We start from the raw sequence: 12,719 nt of genomic DNA, 5'->3' as shown, positions 1-12,719 counted from the left end.
GTGCTGCATGAGCCTTACTGGATCGTCAGAAAAGATTGCTGCGGGGGCAACGTTACCCAAAGTTGCCCCCGCAGCGGAGGCAGATTACTGCCTGGCCCAATCCATAAAAGCTTCACGGCTTTCAGGACTGAGCAACAGCCAGAGCTGCTGAAGCGTATTCAAGGTCGCATCGTTATGCGGCAGGGTTTGCTCAGGCGCAGCGGCAGCAGACGGCGCGGATACGGTGGCGACCGTGGTCGCTGCCTGTGCGCTGTTCAACGGTGCCACGGTAGATTGGCCGTTGTTACTCGATGTCTCTCCACCCAGCAGCTGCTTGATGGGCGAAGCCGGCTTAGCGCCTGATTCTGTGGCGATACGCTCACCCGTGCGCAGATTTTCCGCCCACCCGGCGAAACTGTCTTCCATCGCCTGCGCTTCCTGCAGGTTCTTCGGCGTTTCGAACGCCAGACGCCAGGTATCCCCTGCTTCGCCATCCAGTTTGAAAACAGCGCTTCTGGTACGTACGACTTCATGGCTCAGGCCGCCACCAATATCGAATATGTTTTTATAGAAAGCGCTGATCTGATATTCACCGGGCTGCAAATGCAGAGCCTTTGTATCAGTCCCAAACATCGAATTCGCCGCCGGAACCTCTTGTCCGTTTATGCGCATGACCTCAAGCGTATCGGGCACCTGGACCACCACCACCTGCTCCTTCGGTAACTCGGTGCCTGAATACAGCTTGACGTGGGACTGCTGGGCACAGGCAGACAACAGGCCGGCTAGGGCAATACACATGACGCGACGCATGGAAACTCCTCGGTAAGGTGAGCGAACTGAAGACTAGCGACGGGGCCTAGCCCTTCATCCGTGTCGGTTACAACTGGGGAACAAGATTAAGAACAATTGATTGCAATTCGATGACAAAAACCGGGTTGTCTCGAAGAGAGCAACCCGGTTCGGCACTTCAGGTCCCGCTGAGCGAGATCAGAAATCGTAGCGCAGACCAAGGGACAGGCCTGATGCTTTTTCGCCTGATGCATCGGCGCTATCCGGGTCAGCGGTACGAGCCTGGCTCCAGGGCGTCAGATCAGCGAGGTCATCATTGTCGACAACCGCGTAGTTGGCATATACGCGCACAGCCTTGTCCAGTTTGTGCTCGACACCCACAACCCACATGTCGCTGTCAGCGTCGTCCGCATCGGCAGCCCGGGTCATCCACATACCTTTCAGCGCCGTATTGGCAGCGATCTTGAATTCACCGCCCAGACCGTATGTGTCTGAAGTCAGCAGGTCGCGCTCCAGAGCCGTAACGCCATCGTTCTTGTAATCAACAGTCTGATAGAAGCCAACCAGCTTGAAGGCGTCATTCAGTTTGTAGGCCCCTGCAGCGCGGAGGCCATCACGCTCACCGCGACCGGTATCTTCCTCGGCCATTTCGTAAGCCAGTGCCGCTTCAAACGGGCCGCCTTCATAGATCAGCGCCATACTGATTGCATCGGTGTCCAGCGCATCGCCGCTTTCATCAAGCTCGACAGACTGACCTTCATGAACCGAATAGGCCAACCGGCCGGTGAGTCCGCTGAAGGTCGGTGTGGAATACTGGACAGTGTTGTCATAGCGCTCGTCGAACCGAGCGTCACCGACACGGGTCAGGTTACGCATATCGCCGACCTGATCGCCGAACAGATTGGCCGGGCCGCGAGCGGTCTTGAATGGACTGTCGAAGCGGCCCATTTGCAATGCACCGAAGTTTCCATCCAGGCCGACAAAGGTATCGCGGGTGTGGAAGTTGCTACCTGAATCGGTACCAAAATCGATCTGCTGCTCGATCTGGAAGAACGCGCGCAGGCTCGGGTTGATGTCATGGTCGCCTTTGAAACCAAGGCGCGAAGAGTTGCTCGAGAGGTTGGTTTCGGAATAGTCGGCACCGTCGTCAAGAAAGTCGGTGGATACGTGAGCGCGACCATAGATATTAATGTCGGCCATGGCCATAGCGGGCATCACGGCTGCAGCACCAACAACAATCGCAATCAACTTCTTCTTCATCGGAAAAACTCCTTCGGGGTTGTATAACGTCATCCTGCGAGTGACTTGACGTCGTTGTTTCGACCGAAGCGATTATGGAAATCCGATGTGACAGTACGCTTGCTGATTTATGAAGGTTTTAAGTCTGGGGAACTTTTTGAGGGGCGTGGTGGTACGGGATTGGGGACTGGAAGCTAGAAGCTAGAAGCTAGAAGCTAGAAGCTAGAAGCTAGAAGCTAGAAAGTCTAAGTTTGGGGTTTTGGATTAGCAAGAAAGTCTCGATCGCGAGTCCTGGGCGTCCTGCGGACGCCATCGCGGCGGGTCGCCCCTCCCACAAGTTCGGCAGTGTGGGATTACTATCCTTGTGGGAGGCGCGACTCGCGGCGATGCTGGCCCTAAGGCCAATTTTTTTGAGTTTGCGGTTCGGCTCTTCGCCAGGCCAGCCTAATTTTAGAGCTTGCGCACAATCACACAACCAATCGAATACCCCGCTCCGAAGGAGCAGATAACGCCGTGGCTACCTGCAGGCAGGTCGTCCTGGTGCTTGTGGAACGCAATAATGGAACCTGCGGAGCTGGTATTGGCATATTCATCCAGTACGACCGGTGCTTCATGCTCTTCCGGATCACGGCCAAGCAGTTTGCGGGCGATGAGCATATTCATGTTCAGGTTTGCCTGGTGCAGCCAGAAGCGTTTGACGTCGGCGACCGGCAGACCGGTCTCCTGCAAATGTTTGCCGATCAGGTCAGCCACCATTGGGCAGACATCCTTGAATACTTTGCGGCCCTGCTGGATGAACAGTTTGTCAGGCAGCTCCTGACCGCTCTCATCGGCCCGATTGAGAAAGCCGAAGTTATTGCGGATGGCATTAGAGAATTTGGTCAGCAGCTTGGTACCGAGCACTTCGAACTGGTTGTTCGAAACCGCCTGATCGGCACGTTCGACCACAACCGCAGTACAGGCATCGCCAAAGATGAAGTGGCTGTCACGGTCGCGGAAGTTCATGTGGCCAGTACAGATCTCCGGGTTGACCATCAGGATCGCCCCCGCCTGGCCCAGCTGCACCGAGTTGGCGGCGGTCTGGATGCCAAAGGTTGCTGAAGAACATGCCACGTTCATGTCGAAACCGAAGCCTTCGATACCAAGCGCTTCCTGAACTTCGACAGCGATCGCCGGATAGGGACGTTGCAGGTTTGAACACGCAACAATAACGCCGTCGATGTCCGCCGCAGTACGGCCAGCGCGCTCCAGCGCCTCAGTCGCCGCCTTGACTGACATTTCGCACAGGATCGACCATTCGTCATTGCTGCGCTCGGGAATGTCCGGCTTCATGCGGTCAACGTCGAGAATGCCGCTCTTGTTCATCACGAAGCGGCTTTTGATGCCTGAAGCCTTCTGGATAAACTCGGTGCTGGACGGCGACAGCGCTTCCACCTCACCCCGGCTGATCGCCTCGGCGTTCTCTTCGTTGAACTTCGCCACAAAGGCATTGAAACTCTCGACCAGCTCTTCATTACTGATGCTGTTCGGCGGGGTGTACAAACCTGTTCCGCTTATCACGACTCTATGCACGGTCGGTCCTCGTCAATTAGTGTTGGTGTCGCGCATCGTTGTATCACGAGGCTGCGACGGTATTTCAGGGCTGTGCTGTGCAAGCCAGGACAGCACCAGCGGGAAATGATCCACCTCGGCTTGCGGATGCGTCAGCAGGTCGTTGTGGCCGTAATCCCGCGAACAACCGGTGCCCTTCTTCAGTCTTATTATCTGCGCATCATGCTCGCCCAGCTCGCAGGCAAACGCCTTGACGTCGGAAAAATGCCCCAGATGGTGGTCTTCATTGCCCGCCAGATACAATCCCGCGGGCCAGGCCAGGGTTCTCAATGCCAGAGCATAATCGAAAGCGTCCTGTTGATCACGCCATTCACCACCCCAGGCCCATTGCAGATGCTCAGCATGCAGCCTGAGCGATACATCTGCCGAGCCAATGCCCAGCGAACAGGCAGGGATCAAACCCTTGCGGCGACCCATGAGCGGTGCAACACGCCGCCACAGCAGTTCCGAGGGCATGCTTTGCAGACGCAAACCGCCCTGGCGCGCCCGGCTGCCGGCAAAATGCACCAGACCGGCGATTTTGCCCAGTACCTCTGGTCGGCGAATCAGCGCGCTAGCCAGCAACACACTGCCCCAGCCATGTCCGGCGGCAAAGAAGGCTTCGTCCGGGTGGTTGCGTTGAATCAGATCAAAGAAAGCCGGCAGGTCCTCGGTAATGATCTGATGCTGGCTGATTTCCATACCCGGCTTGAGCTCTGGCTTGCTCTTGCCGTAACCGCGAAACTCGGCAATGTAAACGTCGAATCCCGCTTCTGCGAGGAAAACCGCGAGCCCGCCGCCGGAATTCAGATGATAAACATGCTTGTCTTCCGCCAGCCCGTGGATTAGCAAAATCGCCGGACCGCTTGCACCGGTGCGTACGTGCTGGACGTGTAACCGTACCTCCGCCGAGACGGAAAGCAATTCGGAGCTGATGAGCAATTGCGTCACAGATTGATCCTTGTATCTGAACTGAAGCCCAGAGTCTGTTCCCGTTTCATCGCGAGCCGCGTTGCCGTGTCAAACGGCGCCAGGCCGGGCGGCGTTGCGCAAGGTGGAGCCCGCTCCCGGCGGGCTTGCTGCATTCACCGCATCCATGTGGATCGCACGGGACGCAGGTAATGGTTGTTCCCTTGCCAAGTCGCGCAACGCCGCATGGCGTCATTTGACACGCAACCTAGGCGGCCCCACCCCTGGCGCCGGCATCAGGCGGGGATCTCCTGCCACAGTTTATTCAACCGCTTGGCCGACACCGGTACACGGGTACCGAGTTGCTGGGCAAACAACGATACCCGATATTCTTCCAGCAACCAGCGCCAGGTGACCAGGCGATCATCCCAGCGGCCTTCCTGGCGGTACTTTTCTGCCCTGGCGCGATACTGCTGCGAAAGCTGCTGGATTTCATCGGTCCACACGCGGTCACGCTGCACCTGCGCGGACAATTTGTCCAGCCGCTGATCGAGGGCATTTAGATACCGGAGGTACTGGTCCAGCCATTCCGCCGGCACATCCCGCACGAATCCCTTGAACACCAGACCGCTTAGCTGCTCCCGGATATCATTCAGCGCCAACGCCCAGGACAGATCGATCTTGCCCTTGAGCCGTTTCTGGATACCGTGCCAGCTCTTGAGGATAGTCAGTACCAGCGCTGCGAGCTTTTCTGCAGCCGGGATGAAGTCCCCGCGGCCGTGCGCGAGCAGCTTGTCGAGCGTCTGCGGATCCCGCGGCAGCGGTTGTCCGGCCGGCAAGAACACCCTATCCACGGTCGCCAGCAAGACATCATCGGTCAGCTGCTGCTGGTTACCCAGTTCACGAAAATAGATAGCCGCCTCTTTCAGAGCAGGTACTTTCTGCCTCAGGAATTTCACCTGCTCGGGCAATCGCTGCAGGAGTAACCGCTGTACCCCGCGCCGGTGCGCCTGCTCGGCTTGCCCTTCGATATCGAAAAGCTGCTCAACCACCTCATCGCCCTGCTCAACCCACGCTGGCCAGAAAGTCACGGCGATCCCCGCCTGTTTACGATTCACCGTCTGCGGCAGGGCATATTCGCCGGGCGTTCCGGCAGGCGCTGCATGCTGCGCCGCCGGGGTGTGCTCCATCGCCGCGACAGTCTGGCCTGACACCTGACGACACAGGGCATTGAAGTCGCGCCCTGTCGCGATCGGAGTGCCGTCGGCGTCCACCACCTCGAGCCGCATCAACAGATGGTCTTCCACCTCGACCTGGTCCCAGACATCCTCTGGCAAGCGCGCGCCCGTCATGCGACTGAGCTCGCGACCGAGGACCTCGGTCAGCTTGCCCTGACCGAAGGGCATACGCTCAAGCGCGGCGCGGACAAAGTCCGGGACGGGAACGAAATTCTTGCGCAACGCCTTGGGTAATCCACGGACCAACGCCAGACATTTGTCATAGATCAGACCCGGCACCAACCAGTCGAGCCGCTCCTCGGGGAGCTGCCGAAGTAATGCAGCGGGTACGCGGAGCGTCACGCCATCCTCGGGGTGCCCCGGCTCGAAGTGATAGCTCAGCGGCAGTGCAACACGCTCCCAGCGCCAGGTATCCGGGTACTGCTCAACGCTGACTTCGTTCGCGTCGCGCTGCAGAAGCTCCTCGCGGGTCATATGTAACAGCGTGGGGTCGGCCTGGCTTTGCTTCTTGAGCCAACGCTCGAAACTCGCCAGCTGATAGATATTTGCCGGGATCCGTGCATCGAAAAAGCGATAAAGCGTTTCGTCATCGACCAGAATGTCCCGCTTGCGCGCCTTGGCTTCCAGCGCCTCCAGCTCTTCAAGCAGTGCCTGATTGGCCTTGTTGAACGCCGAGCGGCCATGCCACTCGCCAGCCACCAGCGCCTGCCGAATGAAAATCTCGCGCGAGGCAACTGGGTCAATCGGCCCGAAGTGCACCTTGCGTTTCGGCACGATGATCAGCCCGTACAACGTAACCTGTTCATAGGCGATGACCTGCCCACGCTTTTTCTCCCAATGTGGCTCGCTATGGCTGGTTTTGACCAGGTGCCCTGCCAGCGGCTCGACCCACAGCGGATCGATCTTGGCGGCGAGGCGCCCATACAACCTGCGCGTCTCGGTCAGCTCGGCCACCATGACCCATGCCGGCCTTTTCTTCGCCAGCGCCGAGGATGGATGCAACATGAAACGGCGTTGCCGCGCGCCCATGTAGTCACCCTCCTCGGTTCTATTGCCGAGCTGACTGAGCAGTCCGGCAAGTAATGACTTGTGCACTGCATCGTCGGCTGCCGGCTCCTTGTTCACGGACAGGTTCAGTTCGCGGCAGGCCAGCAATAATTGTCGATGCGTCTCACGCCACTCACGCATGCGCAGATAATTGAGGAAATTGCGTCGGCACCAACTACGCAGCTGATTCTGGCTCAGCTCCTGACGCTGGGATTCAAAGCCGCGCCACAGATTGATGAAGGCAGCAAAGTCGGAGCTTTCATCCTTCCACTGACTGTGTGCCTGATCGGCTGCCTGCTGTCGTTCGATCGGACGCTCGCGCGGGTCCTGCACGGCCAGAGCGCTGGCAATGATCAACACTTCATCCAGGCTGTTGCGCTCGTTTGCCTCGATCAGCATGCGGCCGATACGCGGGTCGACCGGCAACCGCGCCAGCTGCCGCCCGACCTCGCTGATGGCGCCAGCTTTATCGACTGCGCCCAGCTCCTGCAACAGAGTGAAGCCATCACTGATGGCGCGGCCATCCGGTGGCTCGATGAAGGGAAAATCTTCGATGCGGCCTAACCGCAAATGCAGCATCTGCAGGATGACGGCTGCGAGATTGGTGCGCAGTATTTCCGGATCAGTAAAGGCGGGACGGCTCTCGAAGTCCTGCTCGGAATACAACCGCACACAGATCCCGGGCGCCACACGACCACAGCGGCCCTTGCGCTGATTGGCGCTGGCCTGGGAAATCGCCTCCACCGGCAGCCGCTGAACCTTGGAACGCGGACTGTAGCGACTGATGCGCGCCTCGCCGGGATCGATTACATAGAGTATGCCCGGCACAGTGAGCGATGTTTCCGCCACGTTGGTCGCCAGTACCACCCTGCGCCCGGCATGCGAGGCAAAGATCTTTTGCTGCTCGGACACGGACAGGCGCGCATACAAAGGCAGGATTTCAGTGTGACGCAGATTGGCTTTGCGCAGGTATTCAGCGGTGTCGCGAATCTCCCGTTCACCGGGTAAGAACACCAATGCATCCCCCGGTGGCAACCGATTGGCGCGCTCGTGCGCTTCCAGTTCCTGGAGCGCCGCGAGGATGCCCTGATCGATGCTCAGATCTTCCTCGACCTGATTGCCCTCTTCATCGATCTCAGCCGTCAACGGCCGATACCACAGATCCACAGGATAGGTCCGGCCGGACACCTCGATAATCGGGGCGTCATCGAAGTGTTCGGAAAAGCGTTCCAGGTCGATGGTTGCCGAAGTGATGATGACTTTCAGATCGGGGCGCTTGGGCAGGATAGTTCTGAGGTAGCCAAGCAGAAAGTCGATGTTCAGGCTGCGTTCATGCGCCTCGTCGATAATCAGGGTGTCGTACTTGTTGAGAAAGCGGTCGTGCTGGGTTTCGGCCAACAAGATGCCGTCGGTCATCAGCTTGACCAGGGTGCGCTCGTTGCTCTGGTCAGTGAAACGCACCTGAAAACCTACCAGTTCGCCAAGGGTGGTGCCGACCTCCTCCGCCACCCGGCTGGCAACAGTGCGCGCTGCCAGACGCCGTGGTTGCGTGTGTCCGATAAGGCCATAGGCACCGCGGCCCAGCTCCATGCAGATTTTCGGAATCTGCGTGGTCTTGCCCGAGCCGGTTTCGCCGGCAATCACCACCACCTGGTTATTGACTATAGCCTCGGTGATCTCCGCGCGCTTGGCCGCTATGGGCAGGTTGTCGTCATAACGCATGGGCGGGATGCTGGCCCGGCGTGACTCGACTCTGCTGCGCGACTTGTCAAACCGAGCCAGCCATTGCTCAAGCCGAGCTGGTTCGGGCTGCTTGCCCAGGGCGTGCAATTGCCTCAGCAAACGGTGCCGGTCTGCGGACATGGCCTGATCAAGGTTAGCGGCTAATGCATGAAAATCGGTCATTCATTCCTGTCTGTTTCAGATGGCGGAAAAAGCAAAAACCCCGACCGGGCAACCGGGCGGGGCTTATTGTCGCAAAGAACCGTGCGGGAGTGTTATTTCGCGCCGAGCTTCTTCAGTTCCTCATCGCGCAATTCGCGTCGCAGGATCTTGCCCACGTTGGTAGTAGGCAGTTCTTCGCGGAACTCGACCTGACGCGGCACTTTGTATGCTGTCAGCTTCTCACGCATGTGGGTCTTGACCTGATCGGCAGTCAAGTCGGCTCCCGGTGCCTTGACCAGGAATACCTTGATCGCTTCGCCGGATTTTTCATCGGGTACACCGATGGCGGCACATTGCACGACGCCAGGAATCGCAGCCATCACGTCCTCCAGCTCGTTGGGATACACGTTAAAGCCGGAAACGACGATCATGTCCTTTTTACGATCGACGATGCGCATATAGCCATCTTCCTGGATGACAGCGATATCACCGGTTTGCAGCCAACCGTCGGCACTGAGCATTTCTTCGGTGGCTTCCCGACGCTTCCAATAGCCTTTCATCACCTGCGGACCTTTGACGCACAACTCGCCTCGCTCTCCGATGGCCAGCTCATTACCCTCATCGTCGATCACCTTGCACAGCGTCGAGGGCACCGGCAAGCCGATTGTGCCGAGCTGCACTGCATTGGCAGGGTTCACTGATACCACCGGGCTGGTCTCGGTCATGCCATAACCTTCACAGACCTTGCTACCGGTCACTTTTTCCCAGCGCTCGGCAGTCGCTTGCTGCAATGCCATGCCGCCCGACAAGGTCAGCTTCATACCGCTGAAATCCAGCTGACGGAACGCTTCGTCGTTACACAATGCTGCGAACAGTGTGTTCAGGCCAACAAAGCCGCTGAATCTGACCTTGGAGATTTCCTTGACGAAAGCCGGAATGTCACGGGGATTGGTGATCAGGATATTGTGATTACCCGTAACCATGACCGACATGCAGTGAAAGGTGAACGCGTAGATGTGATACAGCGGCAACGGACAGATAAACACTTCTTCACCGTCGCGCAGCTCCGCCGGCATGACCGCTTTGCATTGCAGCATGTTGGCTATCAGATTGCGGTGAGTCAGCATCGCGCCCTTGGCGACACCTGTGGTACCGCCAGTGTACTGCAGCACGGCGGTATCGTCGCCCTTGGGGCTGGCTTCAGTAAGATGTGCGTTCTTGCCAGCGGACATGGCTTTGACGAAAGTCGTCGAGCCGGGAATGGAGTAGTCCGGAACCATTTTCTTGACGTGCTTGACCACGGCATTGATCAGCAGCCGCTTGAAGGCTGGCAGCATGTCGGCTACTTCCGTCACCACTACGTGCTTCACACCGGTTTTCGGCACCACTTCCTGCGCCAGGTGAGCCATATTCGCCAGGCAGACCAGTGCCTTGGCCCCGGAATCATTGAACTGATGTTCCATTTCCCGCGCGGTATACAAGGGATTGGTATTCACTACCACGAAACCGGCGCGCATGGCGCCAAACACAACGACGGGATATTGCAGCACGTTCGGGAGCTGGATGGCGATGCGGTCACCTGGTTGCAGCCCGGAGTGCGCCTGCAGATACGCAGCAAACTCACCCGATAACCGATACAGCTCGCCATAGGTGATGGTCTTGCCCAGATTACTGAACGCTGGCTTGTCAGCGAAGCGTTCGCATGATTCCTTCAATACAGCAAGCACACTGGGGTATTGGTCGGGATCGATTTCCGTAACGATGCCAGCCGGATACTTGTCCTTCCAGAAATTCTCGTGCATTAGATGCCCCGCTCCTTAGCTCGACCGGTCATGCCACAGCCGATTCGCTTTTTTTGGGTTTCCGCAATGATGTGACTTTCGATTCAAATATGAATATTTGGTCCAATTGAGTCGAAAAGTGGCCGAAGATTAGCAGTTTTTCTATAGCCCGACCAGTAACGCAATTTCCATCATTTGGCGTTGTGACAGTAGGCAAAAAATCTGGCGTTGACGGCGATAGGAAGGGTTATCGGCCAACGGGCCAACGGGCCAACACTGCCAGTCTGTAGGGAGACGTTCGGTTGAGGCTGCATTGCCGCGCCGTCGCGGAATCAGGGGGGGGGGGCTGGAAACAAGGCTGCCCATCGCCGGAAGCCGGACGATGGGCAGCTGTCGCTTGCGAGTGTTACTGGTCGCGCAGTTCGCGGCGGAGAATCTTGCCGACCGGAGTCATCGGCAAGAAATCCCGCAGTTCGTAATGCCGCGGCACTTTATACCCGGTGAAGTTCTCCTTGCAGTACGCCTTGAGCTCTTCGATCGTCAGATCCGGTGAGTTCGGCACCACAAAGAGCTTGACCGCCTCGCCGGATCTCTCGTCAGGCACTCCGATAACAGCCGCATTGGCCACCTTCGGGTGAGCCGAGACGACATCTTCTATCTCGTTCGGATATACGTTGAAACCTGAAACGATAACCAGGTCCTTTTTGCGATCGACGATACAAACGAAGCCGTCCTCCTCGATCACTGCGATATCACCGGTTTTCAGCCAGCCACCTTCATCAATCGCTTCGGCGGTGGCGTCGGGTCGCTGCCAGTAACCCAGCATCACCTGCGGACCCTTGACGCAGAGCTCTCCCCGTTCGCCGATCGCTGTTTCATTGCCATCGTCATCGATGGTCTTCACGGCTGTACCGGGCACAGGCAGACCGACATAACCGAGACGCTGCAGGCCATCACTCGGGCTGGAACAGACAACCGGCGAGCACTCGGTCAAGCCATACCCTTCGCCAATACTCTTGCCGGTTTTTTTCTCCCAGCGATCAGCCGTTGCCTTGACCAGCGCGGTGCCACCAGAGGTTGTGCCTTTCAGATTGGAAAAATCGATCTGGTCGAATTCCGGATGATCCATCAACGCCACGAAGAGCGTATTCAGGCCGACCATCGAGGAAAACTTCCATTTTTTCAGCTCGCGAACGAAGCCGGTGATATCCCGCGGATTGGTTATCAGCACGTTATGGTGCCCGGCCACCATGATGCACATCAGGTTCACCGTAAATGCAAAGATGTGGTACAGCGGCAGGGGCGCAATGACGATCTCCCCTGCGTCGCTCATGATCTTCTGGCCGTTCTTGTCGAGCTGCTGCATGTTGGCGTACACCTGCAGCATGTTGGCAACCAGATTACGGTGCGTCAGCATCGCACCCTTGGAGGGGCCGGTGGTGCCGCCGGTATATTGCAGAACAGCGATGTCGTCCATGGTCTTGCCGACCTGACGCGGTGAATTGCCCTTGCTGCGGGCCAGTGCAGCCTTGAACGACACCGCACCAGGCAGGTTGTATTCGGGAACCATTTTACGCAGGTGTTTGACCGCCAGGTTGGTCAGGGTCCCCTTGAGCGTGGGGAGCATGTCGCCCATGCGCGCTTCAAAGAGATGCTTGATCTCGGTGTCGGGTAGTACCTGCTCAACCAGGTGGCCGAACACGTTCATATACACAAGTGCCTTGGCACCCGAGTCAGTGAACTGATGCCGCATTTCCCGCGCGGTATAAAGCGGATTGGTATTCACTACCACCAGCCCTGCACGAATCGCCCCGAACACTGCCACAGGAAACTGCAATACGTTCGGCATCTGGATAGCGATGCGATCACCGGGTTGCAGGTCAGTGTGATTCTGCAGATAGCTGGCAAAGGCCCCGGCCTGCTTCTCCAATTCACCATAGGTGATCGTAGTGCCCATACAGGTGAAGGCGGGACGCTCGGCATACTTGCTGCACGAGCGTTCGAACACATCGATGATGGAACTGTACTGATTCAGATCTATGTCGTTAGGAACGCCGGCGGGCCGTTTGTCGTCCCAGAATGCTGCATCCATTATTTTTGTCCTCTTTCCCGATTGTTTTGATTCACGGCCTACAGCGACTGAGCGGGCGCTACTGTGCCCAGCAAACTACCAGTAACCAGGGCTGGTGCAAAACGCAGATCCGCTCCATCAGTGTCATGAATATGGCATCCGCACCCGGCTTCCGCCAACCCCGCTGACAGC

Annotated in this window: 7 protein-coding genes; all 7 read right to left on the bottom strand. The window is 57.8% G+C overall.

Features of this window, described 5'->3' with window-relative positions; all coding sequences use genetic code 11:
- Positions 1-84: 84 nt before the first annotated feature.
- The gene (locus G3M63_RS14085) at positions 85-789 is read right to left on the bottom strand and encodes a DUF2057 family protein (protein WP_163983545.1); all 705 of its coding nucleotides are present in this window, start codon (positions 787-789) and stop codon (positions 85-87) included.
- Between the two features lie 177 nt (positions 790-966).
- Positions 967-2,028 (bottom strand): porin, encoded by a 1,062-nt coding sequence (locus tag G3M63_RS14080; RefSeq protein WP_150302272.1) that lies wholly within the window; start codon positions 2,026-2,028, stop codon positions 967-969.
- Between the two features lie 429 nt (positions 2,029-2,457).
- Positions 2,458-3,579, bottom strand: a complete 1,122-nt coding sequence (locus G3M63_RS14075) for a beta-ketoacyl-ACP synthase III (RefSeq protein WP_163983544.1) — start codon at positions 3,577-3,579, stop codon at positions 2,458-2,460.
- 12 nt (positions 3,580-3,591) lie between these two features.
- Positions 3,592-4,548 carry an alpha/beta fold hydrolase gene (locus G3M63_RS14070; protein ID WP_163983543.1) on the bottom strand — a complete coding sequence of 319 codons (957 nt, stop codon included), beginning with the start codon at positions 4,546-4,548 and terminating at the stop codon, positions 3,592-3,594.
- A gap of 254 nt (positions 4,549-4,802) precedes the next feature.
- Positions 4,803-8,696 carry an ATP-dependent RNA helicase HrpA gene (hrpA, locus tag G3M63_RS14065; RefSeq protein WP_163983542.1) on the bottom strand — a complete coding sequence of 1,298 codons (3,894 nt, stop codon included), beginning with the start codon at positions 8,694-8,696 and terminating at the stop codon, positions 4,803-4,805.
- A gap of 92 nt (positions 8,697-8,788) precedes the next feature.
- Positions 8,789-10,477, bottom strand: coding sequence for a long-chain fatty acid--CoA ligase (locus G3M63_RS14060; RefSeq protein ID WP_163983541.1), 1,689 nt, complete (start codon positions 10,475-10,477; stop codon positions 8,789-8,791).
- 385 nt (positions 10,478-10,862) lie between these two features.
- On the bottom strand, positions 10,863-12,548 hold the full coding sequence (locus G3M63_RS14055) for a long-chain-fatty-acid--CoA ligase (protein WP_163983540.1): 1,686 nt from the start codon (positions 12,546-12,548) through the stop codon (positions 10,863-10,865).
- Positions 12,549-12,719 lie beyond the last annotated feature (171 nt).

This window comes from Pseudomonas sp. OIL-1 (assembly GCF_010669185.1).
In the GTDB taxonomy this organism is placed as follows: Bacteria; Pseudomonadota; Gammaproteobacteria; order Pseudomonadales; family Pseudomonadaceae; genus Halopseudomonas; species Halopseudomonas profundi.
Note: the sequence above shows the minus strand (reverse complement) of the source record. Positions and strands in the feature narration are given on the sequence as shown.

What these genes read in the sequence shown, in the direction of transcription:
- G3M63_RS14085 (WP_163983545.1), bottom strand. Translation starts at nt 789, where the DNA reads ATGCGTCGCGTCATGTGTATTGCCCTAGCCGGCCTGTTGTCTGCCTGT.
- G3M63_RS14080 (WP_150302272.1), bottom strand. Translation starts at nt 2,028, where the DNA reads ATGAAGAAGAAGTTGATTGCGATTGTTGTTGGTGCTGCAGCCGTGATG.
- hrpA (WP_163983542.1), bottom strand. Translation starts at nt 8,696, where the DNA reads ATGACCGATTTTCATGCATTAGCCGCTAACCTTGATCAGGCCATGTCC.
- G3M63_RS14060 (WP_163983541.1), bottom strand. Translation starts at nt 10,477, where the DNA reads ATGCACGAGAATTTCTGGAAGGACAAGTATCCGGCTGGCATCGTTACG.
- G3M63_RS14055 (WP_163983540.1), bottom strand. Translation starts at nt 12,548, where the DNA reads ATGGATGCAGCATTCTGGGACGACAAACGGCCCGCCGGCGTTCCTAAC.